This window comes from Rhizobium leguminosarum (assembly GCF_004123835.1).
Classification (GTDB): Bacteria; Pseudomonadota; Alphaproteobacteria; order Rhizobiales; family Rhizobiaceae; genus Rhizobium; species Rhizobium leguminosarum_M.
Window position 1 is genome coordinate 1 of sequence record NZ_MZMU01000019.1, and the last position, 17892, is coordinate 17892.

At 61.3% G+C, this 17892-nt stretch carries 18 protein-coding genes, 1 tRNA gene and 1 rRNA gene; 5 read left to right on the forward strand and 15 right to left on the reverse strand.

The window, feature by feature from the left end; genetic code table 11:
• Window positions 1–5: 5 nt before the first annotated feature.
• Both rrf and B5P46_RS26895 read left to right on the forward strand, forming a co-directional pair.
• Window positions 6–120 (forward strand): 5S ribosomal RNA (rrf, locus tag B5P46_RS26890).
• A gap of 131 nt (window positions 121–251) precedes the next feature.
• Window positions 252–328: transfer RNA gene (locus tag B5P46_RS26895), tRNA-Met, on the forward strand.
• An 85-nt stretch (window positions 329–413) separates the two neighbouring features.
• On the opposite strand, the gene B5P46_RS26900 is transcribed toward B5P46_RS26895, so the two are convergent.
• Window positions 414–599, reverse strand: a complete 186-nt coding sequence (locus B5P46_RS26900) for a hypothetical protein (protein ID WP_129421401.1) — start codon at window positions 597–599, stop codon at window positions 414–416.
• A 287-nt stretch (window positions 600–886) separates the two neighbouring features.
• On the opposite strand from B5P46_RS26900, the gene nuoH reads away from it, so the two are divergent.
• From nuoH to B5P46_RS26915, 3 genes are read left to right on the forward strand one after another with little or no spacing between them, the layout of a single operon-like run.
• Window positions 887–1888, forward strand: coding sequence for an NADH-quinone oxidoreductase subunit NuoH (nuoH, locus tag B5P46_RS26905; protein ID WP_129421402.1), 1002 nt, complete (start codon window positions 887–889; stop codon window positions 1886–1888).
• Window positions 1889–1898: 10 nt separating this feature from the next.
• Window positions 1899–2465: an NADH-quinone oxidoreductase subunit I gene (locus B5P46_RS26910; RefSeq protein WP_129421403.1), complete on the forward strand. Its 567-nt coding sequence runs from the start codon at window positions 1899–1901 to the stop codon at window positions 2463–2465.
• Between the two features lie 45 nt (window positions 2466–2510).
• Window positions 2511–2951: a CBS domain-containing protein gene (locus B5P46_RS26915; RefSeq protein ID WP_129421404.1), complete on the forward strand. Its 441-nt coding sequence runs from the start codon at window positions 2511–2513 to the stop codon at window positions 2949–2951.
• A 75-nt stretch (window positions 2952–3026) separates the two neighbouring features.
• On the opposite strand, the gene nuoG is transcribed toward B5P46_RS26915, so the two are convergent.
• The 14 genes from nuoG to B5P46_RS26985 form a co-directional block, all read right to left on the reverse strand.
• A complete protein-coding gene (gene nuoG, locus B5P46_RS26920; RefSeq protein ID WP_129421405.1) occupies window positions 3027–5600 on the reverse strand; it encodes an NADH-quinone oxidoreductase subunit NuoG in 2574 nt (857 codons plus the stop codon).
• A gap of 33 nt (window positions 5601–5633) precedes the next feature.
• Window positions 5634–6899 carry an NADH-quinone oxidoreductase subunit NuoF gene (gene nuoF, locus B5P46_RS26925; RefSeq protein WP_129421406.1) on the reverse strand — a complete coding sequence of 422 codons (1266 nt, stop codon included), beginning with the start codon at window positions 6897–6899 and terminating at the stop codon, window positions 5634–5636.
• Between the two features lie 4 nt (window positions 6900–6903).
• Window positions 6904–7416 (reverse strand): NADH-quinone oxidoreductase subunit NuoE, encoded by a 513-nt coding sequence (gene nuoE, locus B5P46_RS26930; protein WP_129421407.1) that lies wholly within the window; start codon window positions 7414–7416, stop codon window positions 6904–6906.
• A 16-nt stretch (window positions 7417–7432) separates the two neighbouring features.
• A complete protein-coding gene (nuoD, locus tag B5P46_RS26935; protein WP_129421408.1) occupies window positions 7433–8647 on the reverse strand; it encodes an NADH dehydrogenase (quinone) subunit D in 1215 nt (404 codons plus the stop codon).
• Between the two features lies 1 nt (window position 8648).
• Window positions 8649–9209 (reverse strand): NADH-quinone oxidoreductase subunit C, encoded by a 561-nt coding sequence (locus B5P46_RS26940; RefSeq protein ID WP_129421409.1) that lies wholly within the window; start codon window positions 9207–9209, stop codon window positions 8649–8651.
• Window positions 9206–9709 carry a NuoB/complex I 20 kDa subunit family protein gene (locus B5P46_RS26945; protein WP_129421410.1) on the reverse strand — a complete coding sequence of 168 codons (504 nt, stop codon included), beginning with the start codon at window positions 9707–9709 and terminating at the stop codon, window positions 9206–9208. Before B5P46_RS26945 ends, B5P46_RS26940 begins: the two co-directional genes overlap by 4 nt.
• Window positions 9697–10062: an NADH-quinone oxidoreductase subunit A gene (locus tag B5P46_RS26950; protein ID WP_129421411.1), complete on the reverse strand. Its 366-nt coding sequence runs from the start codon at window positions 10060–10062 to the stop codon at window positions 9697–9699. The genes B5P46_RS26945 and B5P46_RS26950 overlap by 13 nt, the downstream gene beginning before the upstream one ends.
• A gap of 134 nt (window positions 10063–10196) precedes the next feature.
• Window positions 10197–11654 (reverse strand): NADH-quinone oxidoreductase subunit N, encoded by a 1458-nt coding sequence (locus B5P46_RS26955; RefSeq protein WP_129421412.1) that lies wholly within the window; start codon window positions 11652–11654, stop codon window positions 10197–10199.
• Window positions 11651–13126, reverse strand: coding sequence for an NADH-quinone oxidoreductase subunit M (locus tag B5P46_RS26960; protein WP_129421413.1), 1476 nt, complete (start codon window positions 13124–13126; stop codon window positions 11651–11653). The genes B5P46_RS26955 and B5P46_RS26960 overlap by 4 nt, the downstream gene beginning before the upstream one ends.
• 8 nt (window positions 13127–13134) lie before the next feature.
• Entirely contained in the window at window positions 13135–14895 is a 1761-nt protein-coding gene (locus B5P46_RS26965) for a Na(+)/H(+) antiporter subunit D (RefSeq protein WP_129421414.1), read from the reverse strand.
• A complete protein-coding gene (locus tag B5P46_RS26970; protein ID WP_129421415.1) occupies window positions 14888–15142 on the reverse strand; it encodes a hypothetical protein in 255 nt (84 codons plus the stop codon). Before B5P46_RS26970 ends, B5P46_RS26965 begins: the two co-directional genes overlap by 8 nt.
• Complete coding sequence (locus B5P46_RS26975; RefSeq protein ID WP_129421416.1) at window positions 15139–16602, reverse strand: monovalent cation/H+ antiporter subunit D family protein; 1464 nt, start codon at window positions 16600–16602, stop codon at window positions 15139–15141. The genes B5P46_RS26970 and B5P46_RS26975 overlap by 4 nt, the downstream gene beginning before the upstream one ends.
• A 5-nt stretch (window positions 16603–16607) precedes the next feature.
• Window positions 16608–16910 carry an NADH-quinone oxidoreductase subunit NuoK gene (nuoK, locus tag B5P46_RS26980; RefSeq protein WP_129421670.1) on the reverse strand — a complete coding sequence of 101 codons (303 nt, stop codon included), beginning with the start codon at window positions 16908–16910 and terminating at the stop codon, window positions 16608–16610.
• Entirely contained in the window at window positions 16910–17407 is a 498-nt protein-coding gene (locus tag B5P46_RS26985) for an NADH-quinone oxidoreductase subunit J family protein (RefSeq protein ID WP_129421417.1), read from the reverse strand. The genes nuoK and B5P46_RS26985 overlap by 1 nt, the downstream gene beginning before the upstream one ends.
• Window positions 17408–17892 lie beyond the last annotated feature (485 nt).

The following is a 17892-nucleotide window of genomic DNA, read 5'->3' on the forward strand; positions in this document are numbered from 1 at the left end:
GCCGACCTGGTGGTTATGGCGGGGTGGCTGCACCCGTTCCCTTTCCGAACACGGCCGTGAAACGCCCCTGCGCCCATGGTACTTCGTCTTAAGACGCGGGAGAGTAGGTCGCTGCCAGGTCTGCAAAGCGCAACTTATATAAAACAATCTTCTCAGAACAAAACCAACGGCCCAAAGCCGAAACAAAGGGCCGCTCACAAAGCGGCCTTTCGTGTTATAATACTGCAGCAAATCCCAAGGATTTGCGCTGGCGCGGGGTGGAGCAGCCCGGTAGCTCGTCAGGCTCATAACCTGAAGGCCGCAGGTTCAAATCCTGCCCCCGCAACCAAATCTTCCAAATAGACAATACGCAAAAAGCCCGCCTCGTGCGGGCTTTGTCGTATCTCGTAACGGGTCGAGGAGCTAACGCCTCTTCAGGGGCCTGCAAGAAGGCGAAGCGCAGCGGGACAGAAAACAACAAATCCTGAAACCGCAACCAACGATACTTGCAAATTTACCCATGCAAGTCGCTTGACAGAAAGCTCCTCGACATAACCGTCGAGGAGCTTTTTGCGTTTCTGCTGGGTGTCCAGCTCCCCGGACGCCAGCTGACCTGCCACGGAACTTTCATCCGGCAGCGATGAGAGCCTCGGCGGTTTTTGATACGCAAGATGGCGCGGTGCAACCGGCGGAAACGCGAAGCTTTCATCTTGCGCAGCGAACCACTCGTCTCAAAATGTCCTGAGCCCGGACACATCATAGCCAGCGACGACATAACTGCGACGGCATTGTATGAGGTGCGTCGCCGTTGTACCATGTAGTCTGACAAGTGTGCGCAGTGCTCATTGTATAGCCGGAGCCAAAGTCCGGTCGCGCGCTTCAACCCGATGAATAAGTAGCCGGGATCATGGAACTTATCGTCGCCCTTGGCCTGATCGTCTTGAAGGTCGCGTTCCTGATTGCGATCCTGCTGTTGCTACCCTTGCCGCTAACCTGGCTGGAACGCAAGATCGCCGGGCACATGCAGCAGCGGATGGGGCCGATGCGCGTGGGATGGCACGGGCTGTTGCAGCCGGTGGCGGACGGAATCAAGCTCCTGACCAAAGAGGATCACATCCCGGCCGAGGCCGACCGGTTCCTGTTCAAACTTGCGCCAATCCTGGCGCTCGCCCCGCCCTTTGTGGTGTTCGTCGCGATCCCCTTCGGCGAAACTGTCTCGGTCCTCGGCCACGAGATCACGCTCTACGTCTCCAACATGAATGTGGCGCTCCTTTTCGTTTTCTCGGTGATCGGGATCGAGGTTTATGGCGTCATCTTCGGTGGCTGGGCCGCCAACAGTAAATACGCCGTCCTGGGCAGCCTCAGGACCTGCGCGCAGATGATCAGCTACGAGATCCCGATGGGGTTCGCGGTCATCGGCGTGGTCATGCTGGCGCAATCGATGAGCCTACTCGACATCGTGCGGGCACAAGCTGATGTCTGGAACATCGTCTATCAACCGGTCGGCTTCTTCGTGTTCTTCGTCGCTGGCCTCGCCGAAGCGCAGCGGATCCCCTTCGACTTGGCGGAAGCGGAAGGCGATCTGGGGGCCGGGTTCCATACCGAATACAGCGGTATCCGCTTTGCTTTCTTCATGGTCAGCGAATATGCCATCGTGCTGCTGGTGTCGGTCCTGGTGGTGATCCTGTTCTTCGGCGGCTGGAATGGAGTACTGATCCCCTTGCCACCGCTCCTGTGGTTTGTGCTCAAGGTCGCATTCTTCGTCTATGTGTTTATCTGGTTCCGCTTCACTTTCCCCCGCTACCGCTACGACCAATTGATGGCGATCGGATGGAAAGTCTTGCTTCCTCTGTCGATGGCGAACATAATTATAACCGGTGTACTTTTGGGGGCCGTAGCGGCTCCGTAGCGAGGCGGCGATGTCGCGCGCGCAGGACAGAGTTGGAACATGGATTGGTTGGGCGTTCTTTGCCGATCTGGCGAGCGCCTTGGCCTTGACCTTCGGCTACATGTTCTCCAGATCCGTGACCATGCAGTATCCGGACAAGGAAAAGTGGTTGCCCTACTCCCGCTATCGCGGGCATCACTTCCTGACGCGCGATGAAGAGGGCGAGATCAAGTGCGTGGCCTGCGAACTCTGCGCGCGGATCTGTCCCTGCGACTGCATCGAAGTCGTCCCGTACGAGGACGAGAAGGGCAACCGACACCCGGCGAAATTCGAGATCGACACAGCCCGCTGCCTGTTCTGCGGGCTGTGCGAGGACGCCTGCCCGGCGGACGCGATCGCGCTTGGCCAACAATACGAATTCTCGAGTTTTTCCTCAGCTGACCTGGTGATCGGGCGCGATGATCTGCTCGCCAAGCCGGGTAAGGCGGCAACCGGCGGCGGCGTGGTTGCCGCGCGCCTGAATGCGAAGAAGGACGTACTTGTCGAGACGAAAGAGACGCAGGGCTACAACTGGTGGCGGAATATCCGGCGAACATGAACGCGCGCCAGCTGTCAAACCGAAGCGCTCGGAAAGGAGGCTCAGATGTTTGTCGGTGAAATCATGAAAAACAAGGGTGTCGGTGTCATCGCAGTTGCTCCCGAGCAGACGATGATGGAGGTACTGCGGCTGTTTCGAGACAACAATATCGGCTTCGTCGTCGTCAGCCGATCGAACGGCAAATACCTCGGTACGCTGTCGGAGCGGGACTGCTGCAATGCGGTGGCGGAATACGGGGCCGAGGCGGCGGCAAAGCGGGTCGCGGACATCATGAACCGCAATGTGGCGACGTGTTCGACCCAGGATTTACTGCCCGTCGCGATGGGGATCATGACCCAGCGGCGTACGCGCCATGTGCTGGTCACGGATGGAGGCGACGTTGTCGGCGTGGTCAGCATCGGCGACGTGGTTAAACACAGGCTCGACGAAGCGCAGCGCACGGAGCAGGATCTGCAGGATTACATATGCGGGACCAGGTATCACTGACGTCGCCAACTCGATGTGAAGACGCTGGGGCGGGCAGCTTGCCGCGGAGCCTTGCGGTGCCCCGACCCCAAATCTTCAGACCCCACGCCAGATCCGGCCTGGGCGGTCGACCTCAAGAGTGGCATGCGCCTTCTGGACTTCCACCGCGCATGGATATTCGCCCCGCCGCAGCAGGCTGTTGAGACGCAAGGCTCTATAGTTCTCCGGAACGACGACGAGGCCCTTGGGAAACCGCCTGTCGACCTTGAGCTGCGCCGTCAGTTCGCCCTGGCCGGAACGCACGATTACCTGATCGCCATCCGAAAGGCCAAGCTCCGCGGTATCCTGCGCGCTCATCGCGACATAGGGATCGTTGGCGACCGTGTTCAGGATGTCCGACCGTTCGGAAAGATATCCGTTGTGGAACAGGCAGTCTCCGGTGATTAGCATGAGCCGGTCGGCTGCTTTCGGGGAAGGCGGCGCTGCATAGAACGCACCAGCCGGTGGCGTCGGAACCGCCGTGGTGAATGCGCCGTTGGCGCCAAGCCCGTCCTGCATCAACCCCTGATAGGCCGGAACCAGCCGGGCAATCTCGTTAAAAATTTCGGCTTGCGTCGATGGCCGCAGCGACTGGTTGCGGAGTGCGACGACGAAGTCGAAGATCGTCAGATTGCCTCGCGCTTCGAAGGCGGGTTCACGGAATTTGCGGACCATCTGGGTCCGGCCCTCGTTGTTGGTGAAGGTGCCGGGTTCCTCGCCGTAACCCGCCGCAGGCAGGACGACCTCGGCCAGGCCGGCGGTATCCGTGAGGAAGGCGTCCTGCACGATCAGGAGATCGGCGGCACCCAGCGCCCGTGACACGAAATCCCTGTCGGGATAGCTGATCAGGGGGTCGGTTCCGGCAATGTAGAGCGCACCCATCCGCCCGCCAACGCAGAGTTCCAGCATGGCATCGAGATCCGCACCGGGTTCAGACGGGATTTCGGTGCCCCAATTCCGTGCAAGCATTGTGCGCGCCGCATCATCGGTGACTGCCTGCAGCCCCGGCAGAGCCGCCGGCAGTACTCCCATGTCCCAGGCGCCCATCTGGTTGGCACGGTCAAAGAGAAACTGCATCGCCAGGCGTTTGCCGAGCAGGCGGAGAACGTTGAGCAGGTTGCTGATTTGTTGCAGCGTCGCGCGCGCTTCGGGTGATCTCAGGAGATCGACGCTGACCAGCACGGTGACGCTGTGGCCTTCGTTGAGCGCGGTGGCCAGGCGATGCGGCTCGTCGCTGCCGGTGTCCCCCGCCGCCTTGCCGATTGTCGCGCCCGCAAAAGCGTCGCCCGGCAAGGTCTGGCCGGCCGCCGCCATGAGCTCGGCTACCACCGCCGCAAGGCTCGCCGCTTCTCCACCCGGGGCCACGCGAACCACCACCCGGGCATCGGCGTCCAGACGTGATGGCCGCGCTGAGAGCATGAGCAACCTGGTCTGCCGCCGCCGCGCACCGTCCCGCAACAGATATTCGGTGACCGGGTTTTCCTCGGTCACGTTGCCACCGACGACAAGTACACAGTCGTTGCCGATCACGTCCTCCAGCGGTGCGCGGCTGTAAAAGCCTGCCACCAACGGAGCGAGCGCATCGAAGGGCGTGGACCAGCGCGACGAGCAGTCAATATTGTTTGTGCGGAACACCGTCCGCATCATTTTCTGGAACTGATAAAGCACCTCGTTGGGCAGACGCGGCGAGGTCAGCCCGCCAGCAGCCATGTTCTCGACGGCCGACAGCCGCCGGCGCAGATAGTCCCCCGCTTCGTCCCAGGAAACCGGAACCAGGGCGCCATCCTGACGGATCATTGGCCGCGTGATCCGGTCCCGGCTTGCGACGAAATCGAGGCCGAAGCGTCCTCGCACGCAGAGCGTTTCGCGGTTGACCCCATGCTCCACTTTCGAGCGCACCCGCATGAACTCTCCCTTGCGCGTGCCGACCGTCAGCTGGCAGCCGGTGCCGCAGTGCGGGCAGACCGTGTCAGTCTCGGTGAGATCCCAGGGGCGCGCCTTGTAGCGGTAGGGGAAGCTCATCAGCGCGCCGACCGGGCAGACCTCGACGCAATTGCCGCACTGGTCGCAACTCGCCAGACTGCCCTCGAAGCCGGTGATGGCGGTGTCCATGCCTTTTTCGACGGTGCCCAGCGCCACCGCGCCGACGACCTCCTCACACATCCGGACGCAGCGCTGGCACTGGATGCAGCGGTTGACGTTCATGATGATGACCGGGCTTAGACGAATGTCCTCGGAGTGGAACACACGTTTGTCATCGCGGAATTGGCTTTCGCGGGGCCCGTAGGCCATTACCATGTCCTGAAGCTCGCATTCGCCGCCCTTGTCGCAGATCGGGCAGTCGAGGGGGTGATTGGCGAGCAGCATGTCGAGCATGGAAGAGCGCGTTTCCTCGATCAGAGGCGTGTTCGTCCGCACGACCATGCCATCGGTGACCGCAGTGGCGCAGGACGGCTGCAGCCGGCGCAGGCCCTCGATCTCCACCAGACACATGCGGCAGGAGGCCAGCGGCGGCAGGCGCTTCATATAGCAGAAGGTCGGGATGTCGATGCCCAAACGCAGGGCGGACTGCAACACCGTCGAGCCAGCCTCAACTTCCAGCGTTTGTCCATCGATCGTGACTTTAAGCATGGTTTCCTCACAACCCTGATCCAGCACACTCCTTCAGTGAAACGGGCACTTCCGCTCCTCGACATGGGCGACGAATTCATCTCGGAAATGCGCGAGTGCTGCCCGCAATCCCATCGCTGCACCGTCACCCAAGGCACAAAACGTATTGCCGAAAATGCCCTTGCAGAGCATCTCCAGCTGCTCCAGATCGCCGGGTGCGCCATCGCCGCCTTCAACCCGGCGCAGGACCTTCACGACCCAGTTCAATCCTTCCCGGCAGGGCGTGCACTTGCCGCAGGACTCGTGGTGGAAGAACTCGATGATCCTGGTGGCGACCTTGACCATGCAGGTGCTATCGTCGATCACGATAACGCCAGCCGAACCGAGCATCGAGCCGGCGGCAGCCAGCGAGTCAAAATCCATCCTCACGTCCAGCCCGTGCTCAGGGATGACCGGCGCAGAGACCCCGCCCGGGATCACCGCCTTGATCTTGCGTCCCGGCAAGGCCCCGCCGGCATGTTCCTCGACCAGCGCGCGCAGTGGTATGCCCATCGGCAACTCGTAGAGGCCGGGTTTGCGCACCTGCCCACTGAGGCAGTAGAGCTTCGGGCCGGGGCTCTTGTCTGGGCCGATGCCGCGGAACCAGTCCGCGCCCCGCGCCACGATATGCGGCACGCAGGCCAGCGTCTCGACATTGTTGATCACAGTCGGGCTGGCGTAGAGCCCGGCCACGGCCGGAAACGGCGGCTTCAATCGCGGCTGCGCCCGCTTGCCCTCGAGCGACTCGAGCATCGCAGTCTCCTCGCCGCAGATATAGGCGCCTGCGCCGCAGTGGATGTGGACGGCGAAATCGAAATTCGAGCCCAGGATGCCCGTTCCCAAATAGCCCTTTTCATGAGCCTCGGCGATCGCCTGCTCCAGGCGTCGGATCGCCGTCACATATTCTCCGCGGATGTAGACATAGGCGGTTTTAGCCCCAATCGCGTAGGCACTGACCGCCAGCCCCTCGACGAGCTGATGCGGGTCGCGCTCCATGATGATGCGGTCCTTGAAGGTGCCTGGCTCGCCCTCGTCGGCGTTGCAGCAAAGATATTTCGGCTTGTCGCCCTGCTTCGGCACGAAACTCCATTTCATGCCCGTGGGGAATCCGGCACCGCCGCGACCGCGCAGGTTGGACTGTTTGACGAGGTTAACGACCTCGTCAGGCGTGGATTCGCGCAGCACCTTGGCCAGGGCCTGGTATCCGCCGCCGGCCTCGTAGGTCGACAGCAAATGACCGTCCGGCACGTCGACATTCTTGAGAAGAACCGGTTCGAACATGACGCTACTCTCCCGGCGATGGCGCAGAGGCGTGCTCGACGCCCGCGACCCGCCCCGCCATAGCCCGCAGGCTGTCCAAAAGTGCGTTTATCCGCGCGATATCAAGGGTGCCGTGGTAATCATCGCCGACCTGCATCACCGGAGCCATCTCGCAGGCGCCGAGGCACTCAACGGTGGAAAGCGTGAACAGCCCGTCCGGGGTGGTGTCGCCCTTCTTGATCCCCAGCACCGTTTCCAGATGCTTCAGCAGGTCCTCGGCTCCGCACAGCATGCAGGAAACATTGTCACAGAGCTGCAGGTAGAACATGCCCACCGGCTCGGTATGGAAGAGTGTGTAGAAGGTCGCCAACTCGTAGACCCAGATCCGCTCGACTCCGAGAATGTCGGCGACCTCTTCCAGCACCGGGCCAGGCAGATGGCCATGCTCCCTCTGCGCGATCAGAAGTGCGGGCATGATCGCAGAGCGCTGGTCGGGATACCGCGCCGCTGCCTCCTTTATCTTTTCGTGCATGGTCATCGCATTCAAATCCCTGCTACTTGTCCACCTCCGCCATCACGGGGTCGAGGCTGCCGAGCACGGCGATCATGTCCGCCAGGTAGCGGGCACTGGTCACCCCGAACAGTCCCTGAAGGTTGACGAACGAGGGGGCCCGCACCTTCATGCGGAACGGCTTTGGCGACCCATCGCTGATAATATAGAAGCCAAGCTCGCCCTTTGGCGCCTCGATCGCAGAATAGACCTCACCCTTCGGCACCTTGAAGCCATAGGCCGACAGGTCGAAATGCTGGATCAGTGCTTCCATCGAGCAATGCACCTTGTCCTTGTCCACCGGGAAGGCGATCGTCGGCATGTCGATCTGGAACGGCCCCTCGGGCATCTGGTCGAGACATTGCTCGATGATCCGCACGCTCTCGCGCATCTCTTCGACCCGGCATTGCCAGCGCGCGTAGCAATCGCCCTCGTCGCGGGTGATGACGTTAAAGTCGAGCCGGTCATAGATCTCATAGGGCTCGTCGCGACGGATGTCCCAGTCGACGCCCGAAGCTCGCAGGTTCGGACCGCTCAGGCCAAGATCGATGGCGTCCTCGGCGGAAATCACGCCGATCCCCTGCGTGCGCTTCAGGAACACCCGGTTGTTTTCGAGCAACCGCTCATAGTCGCGGATCCGGTTCGGGAAGATGTCGCAGAACTCCCTGATCTTGGGAAGGAACCCATCAGGCAGGTCTTCACGCACCCCACCGACCCTGCAGAAGGACGTGTGCATGCGCGCTCCGCTGATCATTTCCAGGAGGTCCATGATCATTTCGCGCTCCCGCATGGCGTAAAGCAAGGCGGTCATGGCGCCGAGGTCCATCGGCAGCGCACCGGTGATCAGGACATGGCCGGAGATCCGTGCCAGCTCGGCCATCAGCACGCGGATATACTGCGCCCGGATGGGTGCTTCTATGCCGAGGAGTTTCTCCACCGCCAGCGCGAAGGCCAGGTTGTTCGACGGTGGACAGAGGTAGTCGAGCCGGTCGGTGAGCGGAAAAATCTGCGTGTAGGTGAAGCTCTCCGCCAGTTTTTCAGTGCCGCGATGGAGATAGCCGATGTGTGGATCCACGCGCTTGACGTACTCGCCGTCCAGTTCCAGGACGAGCCGAAGAACCCCATGCGTACTGGGGTGCTGGGGGCCGAGATTGAGAAGCACCTCCTTGGTGTCGAGCGCTTCGCCTTGCGGCCTGCTCAGTTCCGTGACTTCGGTCATTTTAAGTTCCCGGCGTGGGGCGGCCTCCCGGAATGTTCTTGGTGGCAAGGTCGGGTTGTGTTGGCGGCGTACCTTCGGCGCCAAAGGGGTTCAACTCGTCCTTGTAGCCCCGCAGCGGGAAATCCTTACGCTGCGGAAAGCCCTCGAAGCCTTCCCACATGTAGATCCGGCGCAAGTCGGGGTGGCCTTCGAACCTTATCCCGTACATGTCCCAGGCTTCGCGCTCATGCCAATTGGCGGTCCTCCAGACACCCGTCACCGACGGAACCCGTGGCGGATCGGCGAGGCGGCACTTGATGCGAACGCGCCATTTGTTGGGCAGCGAATAGAGGTGGTACACGGCCTCGTAGCGCGGCACCTCGGGGTAATGATCAACCCCGCAGATGTCCGACAGGAAATCGAACCACAGAGCCGGGTGTTCCTTCAGAAACCGGCAAAGCTCGACGATCATGTCAGGCGGAGCGGCGAAGGCATGTACACCATGCGCGAAGCCAAGATCGTCGATTGCCTCGCCGAAATGCTCCGTGATCGTAGTGCGGATGAGGGGCGTATCCACACTCATGACGCTGCAACCGGATCCAGAGGAGTCCCGGCCAGTGCTCGGGATTTTTTGATCTTCTCCTGAAGCAGCAGGAATCCATGCATCAGCGCCTCGGGCCGCGGCGGGCAGCCGGGCACATGCACGTCCACCGGCACGAAGGTCTCCGCTCCCTGCACCACGGCATAGGTGTTGTAGACCCCGCCCGAGATAGCGCAGGTGCCCATGGCGATAACCCAGCGCGGCTCCGGCATCTGGTCATAGAGCCTGCGCACGACGGGAGCGAATTTCCGCGTCACGGTGCCGGCGATAATCATCACGTCGGACTGGCGCGGCGAAGGCCGGAACACCACGCCGAACCGGTCGAGATCATAGCGGGCGCACCCCGCCGAGATCATCTCGATGGCGCAGCAGGCAATTCCGAAGGTCTCGGGCCACAGCGCCGATTTTCGGCTCCAGTTGATAACGCTCTCGGCCGTGGTGAACAGCACGCTGTCGCGGATCGCATTGTTTACGCCTCCCATTCCAGCGCTCCCTTTAGCCAGGCGTAGGCGAAGCCCACAAGAAGCAGCACTATGAAGACGAACATCTCGACATAACCGACGAGCCCGATGTCTTTCAGGACAACGGCCCAGGGAAAGAGGAACATTGTCTCGACATCGAAGACGACCAACAGGATCGCGAGAATAAAGAACTGCACCCTGAAGCGGCCCCCGGCGGCGTCGCCTGCTGGGTCCATGCCGCATTCATAGGGCATGTTCTTTTCGGGATAGGGATTGGACGGGCGCAGCAGTGAGGAGACAAAAAGCGTCGCCCCTGTCACCAGAACAACTCCGGCGACCATGAAAAGAACCGGCAAGAATTCCATTGCAGCCATATCGCACTGCACCGGTTACCCACCGAAAGCTTTCCTAAGGCCGCGACCGCCCTGTTCAGGATGGTAATGCGGTCGCCCCAGGAAAGGGCTTGGGTAATCCTTTCTTGAGCTTCGAGTTTATTCCGTCGGGCAGATCATTGCAAATTCAATCGCTCAGCCGCCAACACCGAGTTTTGAGCAAACCTCAGAAACCACGCGGGAAACAGGCCGATGCCGATGGTGCCCAAGGCGGTGAAGGCGAGCGTGGTGCGTACCGAGGGCGTCAGCGCCGGCTCGAACGTCCTCTCCGGCTCGCGCATGTAGATCACCATGACTATGCGGATGTAAAAATAGGCGGCGACGGCGCTCAGCAGCACCGCGATCACCGCCAGCATGACGAAACCTCGCTCGACCAGCGCGACCAGCACGTAGAACTTGGCGAAGAACCCGGCCGTCGGCGGAATGCCGGCCAGCGAGAACAGATAGAGCAGCATCAGAAGCGCCAGACCGGGATGCGACTTGGCGAAACCCGCGTAATCTTCAATGACCTCGCCTGAGAAATCGCCGTTCCGCATCATGATGACGGCGCCGAAAATACCGAGATTCATGAGGGAGTAGATCAGCAGGTAGAGCATCACGCTGGCGATCCCGTCCGCACCGCCGGCCACCACGCCGAAAAGGGCGAACCCGGCATGGGCAATGCTGGAATAGGCTAGGAGGCGCTTGAAATTATCCTGCACCAGCGCGACGAAACTTCCGAGCGCCATCGTCACCACCGCAATGACCGCGACGATGATCCAGACGTCCGAGGCCGCGACCAGCGGGTTGAGGAACACCCGCAGGATCACCGCAAACCCCGCCGCCTTAGGGCCTACCGACATGAATGCGGTGATCGTCGTCGGCGCGCCTTCGTAGACGTCCGGCACCCACATATGAAACGGCACCGCGCCGACCTTGAAGACCAGCCCCGCGACGATGAAGACCACCGCCAGCAGCAATCCGGGATCGAGCGGATCGCCGGTCACCGCCGCAGCCATCCCGTCCAGCTGCGTCGTGCCGGTAAGCCCGTAGACCAGCGAAACGCCGTAGAGAAAAATCCCTGTAGAGACCGCGCCAAGGATCACGTATTTCAGCGCCGCTTCGTTCGACCGCCGCTCTCGCCGCAGGAAGCCGGTCAGCACATAGGTGCAGAGCACCATCAGTTCGAGGCCCACATAGATCGAGAGGAGATCGGTCGCCGAGGCCATGATCATCATTCCCGAAAGGGCGAAGAGCAGCAGGACATAGTATTCGCTGCTGCCGATCCCCTCGATATCCGCATATTTTCGCGAAAGGAGGAATGTCAGGATGGTGGCCAGGTAGAACACGAACTTGAAGAAGACCGCGAAGCGATCGGCGATGAACATGCCCGTGTAGGCCGGCCGAACCTCGCCCGAAAGCATGAGTGTCGCCAAGGCGGCAATCAGCACGACCGCGACGGAAGCCCAGACAAGGAAATGTTCCTGTCCCTTTCGCACAAACTGTCCCAGGATCAAAAGGATGCAGGCGCCGGTGATCACCACGATCTCGGGCAGGCTTGCGAGAGCCGACTGGAAAAGTGCTGCGGCAGTCATTGGCCGCTCCCTTTATCGTGCAGCTGCGCCAGCAGATGCTTCACCGAGACGTCGATGATGTTGAGAAAGGGTTTCGGATATAGCCCGACCCAAAGCACGAAGACGGCCAGCGGCAGGATCGCGACCATCTCGCGGGCGTTCACGTCGCGTATCTTGAACCGGACACCGACGCTGGCCGGACCAAGCGCGACTTTCCTGTACATGCCCAGCAGATAGGCCGCACCCAGCAATGCACCCAAAACGGCGACCGCGCCGACGGCCAGGTTGGCCGCAAAACCGCCCGACAGCACCAGCAGCTCGCCCACGAACGAATTCGTCCCCGGCAGCGCCATTGACGACAGAGTGAACAGCGCCAGAAACGCCGTATAGACCGGCGCCGCCTTCATCAGCCCGCCATAATCCGCAATGCTACGCGTATGTGTCCGCTCGTAGATCAGGCCGACGAACAGGAACAACGCGCCGGTCGTTACGCCATGATTGAACATTTGCAGGATGCCGCCCTCGAGCCCGCGGAGGTTCAGCGCAAAAATCCCCAACGTCACGAAGCCCATGTGGCTGATGCTGGAATAGGCCACCAGCTTCTTCAGGTCGTCCTGCGCCAGCGCAAGCAACCCGCCATAGACGATCGCAAGCGCCGAAAGCGAAAGCATCAGCGTCGAATAATACACCGACGCCTCCGGCAGCATCGGCAGCGAGAACCGCAGGAACCCGTAGGCGCCCATCTTCAGGAGCACCCCTGCAAGGATGATGCTGCCTGCCGTCGGCGCCTGCACATGGGCGTCCGGCAGCCAGGTATGGACCGGCACCATCGGCACCTTGACGGCGAAGGCGATCAGGAACGCGAAGAACAGCCAGGTCTGGACCGGGAACGGTAAATCCTGCGCTGTCAGCGCGAGGATATCGAAGGTCTCGCCGCCGTTGAAATAGAGCACGATGACACCGATGAGGAACAGGAGGCTGCCCGCTAGCGTGTAGAGGAAGAACTTGAACGCCGCATAGACCCGGCCTTCGCCACCCCAGACGCCGATGATCAGGTACATCGGGATCAGCATCGCCTCCCAGAAGACGTAGAACAGGAACAGGTCGAGCGCGCAGAACACCCCCAGCATCAGCGCCTGCATGGTGAGCAGACTGACCATGAACTCCTTCACCTTGCGATCGATCGCGACCCACGAGGCGAGCACGCAGATAGAGCCCAATAGCGCTGTCAGGAACACGAAGAGCGCGCTTATCCCGTCGATACCAAGCGCATAGGTGATCCCGAGCGCGGGCACCCATAGGCGCCTCTCGGTGAACTGCATCTCGTGGGTCGTGGTGTCAAAGCTCGCCAGCATGGCGATGCAGAGAACAAGGTCGAGGATGGTGACGCCCAGCGCGGTCCATCGCACCGCATGGTCGCTGCGCAGAAACATCAGAACCGCTGCCCCGGCGACGGGCGTGAATACGATGAGACTGAGTAGCGGGAATCCCATCGCCCCCCCTACCGCCACGCCACGGCGAAGACGACGGTGGCTGCGATCACACCGACGATCATCGCCAGCACGTAATGGGTCACGACGCCGGTCTGGAGCCGCCGTAGCGCGCCGCCGCCACGCTGGATCGAGCGGGCGACGCCGTTCACGACGGCGTCCACGGCGGTGAGATCGATCCACAGCCCCGCCCGTGCCGCCCCATGTAGGAAGGGCAGCGCCGCGGTCTCGGACACGTCGCTCACCGCCTTTTCGTAGCGCGCCAGCGGTTTTCCGGCGATCCATATGAAGACCCGTGCGCCCTTGAGGTAGAACCAATCGGTGTCGATGCTGATCGTATTCTCGGGGTCGAGCGCCCTGAGGAACATGACGAATCCCAAGGCGGTGAACATCAGCACACCAAGGCTCTCGGTGACATGGACGCCGGTGTAAGGTTCGAAGTCCACCGGATAGGGCAGAAGAGCGTAAAGCGGCTGGGGGAACACCCCGATCGCGAGGCAGAGTACCGCCGCCATGCCCATCGCAACCAGCATGTTGCGGGGCGGCTCCCGCGCCTCCAGCTTCCGGTCCGTGCCGAAGAACATGTAATAGGGGAGCTTGAGCCCGGTGTGCAGGAATGTCCCCGCCGACGCCATCGTCAGCGCGAGCGCCATCACCGCGCGGTGATCCTGTCCGGCGGCGGCCACCACCATCGACTTGGTGACGAAGCCCGAGAAGAATGGAAATGCCGAAATCGCGAAAGCGCCAACCATGTAGAGCGCCACGGTCACCGGCATGGTCTTGTAGAGCCCACCAAGCTCGGTGAGCTTGCGCCGGCCGGTGACGTAAATCACCGCCCCAGCACCCATGAACAAGAGCGCCTTGTAGAGGATATGTGCGAAGGCATGACTGGTGGCCCCGTTCACCGCCATCTCGGTGCCGATGCCGACGCCCGCCACCATGTAGCCCACCTGGCTAACGATGTGATAGGCCAGTAGCCGTCGGCAGTCGTTCTCCAGCACCGCGTAGACGACGCCGTAGAGCGCCATCGCGGTGCCGAGCCAAACGAGAAGTTCAGTTCCCGGAAACGCCCGCGCCAGCACATAGACGGCGGTCTTGGTGGTGAAGGCGCTCATGAACACCGCGCCGGTGACAGTCGCCTCCGGGTAAGCGTCGGTCAGCCAGGCGTTGAGCGGCGGCACAGCGGCGTTGAGCATGAACCCGGCAAGGATCAGGTAAGCGCCGACGCCCATCTCGCCTGCGATCGGGCCGAAGCGCAGCGAGCCAGTCGAGACCCCGTAGAGAATGACGCCGCCAAGTAGGACGACGCCGCCAGTGATATGGACCATGAGATACCGGAACCCGGCGGCGATCGCCTGTCGGCCGCCTTGGGCGAAGACCAGATAGGCAGAGGCAAACGCCATGCCTTCCCAGAACAGGTAGAGCGTCAGGTAGTCGCCGGCGAACACGACGCCGAGGGCGCTGCCGACGTAGACAAATGCAGCGACATGCTGGCCGGGGCGAGGCAGGTGCAGCGCATAGACCGTTCCGATCAGCGCCATGATGGTGAAAACGGTGGCGAAGACGATGCTCAGCTTGTCGACCTTGGCGATGAGGATTTCCTGCCCGATGAACTGCGTCGCGCCGTAGCTTCCCGGTTGTATCGTCAGCACGGCGAGGATCGCCAGCGTCGGGATCAGCAGCAGATAGACTTTGCGGATCGATCCGTTCAGGAAAGGGATCGGCAGGGCGCCGAGAATGAACAGCAGGGCGGGATGGACGAAGTCAGTCATAATAGTCCTCGCGCCGCATGAGTCCAGCCCGATGGCCGAGGAACTTGGAAACGAAAATCAGCAGCGCGCAGGATAAGAAGCCGTAGACGGCCGACCAGCCCGGCAGGCGGTCCCACAGGTATTCGGCGTGTTCGCGGTGGACCAGAAAGTCGGCGATGACGATCAGAACGAGCACCAGATAGAACAGCCGGCGGCGCTGGTTCGCATGTTCCTCGTCACCAAAGAAGTCGACGACACGCTTGATCATCTGACAACTCCTTCCGCCAGGGCGAGGAAATAGCCGGGAAAGATGCCCATCGACACCGACAAGATGGCGGTCGCAACCAGCGGGATCGTCATCATCGGAATTTCACGGACCGTCGTCGGGCTCTCCTGCGCTTCCGTCCCGAAAAAGGCGACATAGCTGACAGGCAGGAAATAAGCTGCGTTCAGGACCGAGCTCGCAAGGAGCACAACCAGGAACGCAATTTCGCCCGCCTCCACCGAGCCCCGCGCCAGATACCACTTGCTGACGAAGCCCGCGGTCGGCGGCACCCCGATCATGCTCAGCGAGGCGACGAAAAAAGCTCCCATCGTCCAAGGCAGCCTGCGGCCGATGCCGGCCATGTCGCTGATATTCCGCTTTCCCGACGCGCAAAAGATCGAGCCGGCGCAGAAGAAGAGGGTGATCTTGGAGAACGCATGAGCCGCAATGTGGATGATGCCGCCGACCATCGCGACCGGCGACAACAGAACCGCGCCCAGAACGATGTAGGAGAGCTGGCTGACCGTCGAATAGGCGAGCCTCGCCTTCAGGTCGTCCCGCGTCAGGGCATAGACGGACGCCATCAGGATCGTGAAGGAGACCAGATAGGCCGTGGCGATGCCCAGCCCCAGCCCGCCCACCAGCCCCGTGCCGAAAACGTGGAATACCACACGCAGCACGCAGAACACGCCCATCTTGACCACGGCCACTGCATGCAGGAGCGCGCTGACCGGTGTCGGCGCCACCATCGCGGCAGGCAGCCAGGCGTGCATCGGCATTACCGCAGCCTTGGCGAAACCGAAGAGGTAGCAGAAATAGACGACCGTCAGCATCGGGGCAGAAGCATCGCTACCTACCAGCAGCCCCCCCGACACAAAATCGAACGACCCCGCAATGTGGTAGGTCAGCGCCAGCGCGGCGAGAAGCAGGCTTTTCGACGCGCCCATCAAATAGACGAGGTACTTGCGGCTGCCCGCCCATCCCTGTTCATCCTCGTGGTGGTAAACAAGCGGATAGGTCACGAGGCTAAGCATCTCGTAGAAGATCACCAGCGTGAACAGATTGGCGGAAAAGGCGCCCCCGACGGCCGCCGCGAGACTGGTGGCAAAGCAGGCGAAGAATCGGGTCTGCGCATGCTCGTTCAAGTGCCGCATGTAGCCGATGGAATAGATCACCGCCACGATCCACAAGAGCGACGAGACGGTGGCGAATACCATGCCGAGCGCATCTACCCGGAAAGCGAAGTCTATCCCCTGCAAAATCTCGAACAGGCGCAAATCGACCGTCCCGCCCGCCAGCACCGTGGGCGCCATCGAGACGACAATCGCGAACATGGCGATTGCAGCGAGCGGCGAGACGATATCGCGGAGCTTCTCGCGGTTGTGCAGAAGGAGAACGGCAAGGGCCGCCAGGCCTGCTACGGCGACGGCAAGCAGCGGCCGGATCGATATCACCGGGTCCAAAGCCGCTATCCTTTCATCATGGTCACTTCGTCGACCTTGAGGGTGGATTTGTTCCTCACGAGGGCGACCAGGATACCGAGGGCGACGGCAACTTCCGCCGCCGTGATTGCGATGACGAAGATCGCGAAGATCTGCCCGCGGAAATCGCCGTAGTAACGCCCGAAAGCGATGAAATTGATGTTGACCGAGTTGAGCAGCAGCTCCAGCGACATCAGCACGACCAGAATATTGCGCCTGACCAGCACGCCCGCCGCTCCGATCAGGAACAGGACCACTCCGAGCACAATATACCACCAGAGCGGAACCATCATCCCTCCTTCCGCGCCAGCACGATGGCGCCGACCAGGGCGGCCAGAAGGATGACGGACGCAGCTTCAAACGGCAGGAGATAGTCGGCGAAAAGTGTCGTGCTAAGTTGCCTGATCTGATCGCCACCGCCTACGGCGACGGGCTCCGTGACCGAAAACCGGTCGCTCCAGAGCACCAGCACAAGCATCTCGATCCCAAGCAGGACGAGCAGCACCAGAGCCGGCAGGTTGCCGCCCGGCAAGAACCGCTGCAGCACCGCTTCGCGTACATCGATCATCATGATCACGAACAGGAACAGGACCATGATCGCGCCGACGTAGACGAAGATCTGGATGACTGCGAGCAATGGCGCCTCAAGCAAGACGAAGATTGCCGAGATATTAAGGAAACACGCCATCAGCGCCAATGCGCTGTGAACCGGATTCCGCGCCAGGACCACCGTCAGAGCGGTGGCCACGGACACCGTAGCGAACAGAAGAAAGAACCCCTGATCCATCGACGCCGACCCTCCGACGCGAACTGTTACTCGGTCCGAGACGGCCGGGTTTGAGATTGCGCCGCAAATTCCGATGCGTTCATAAATTGTGCCCTAATATCGGATTTTTCACAAGATTATTGTCATCGGCGGAGCAAGACCGGGTCGGTCCGGATGTGGCGAAGGTCGCTTGCGAAGCGCGCGCTTTCGATAGGGCCGTACCGATTTTATTGTTCCATAGGCAAATGGCTTGAGCCGGTCGGTACCGACGTTTTGTTCCGGCGTAGTGGGAAATTTCTTCCAAATAACACCTGCTGTTCCGCCGAAGTTACAAGTCTCTGTGGCTTCAGGCCCCCGCAACCAAACTTTTCCCATTGATACCATCACAAGCCCCTGTCATGCAGGGGCTTCCTGCGTTTTAAACCTCCCAATCACCCGAGATAAACGCACTGCAAGAAACCAGATATTAAGCCGGAGCCTGACCTGCCACCAAACTGTCGTCCCGC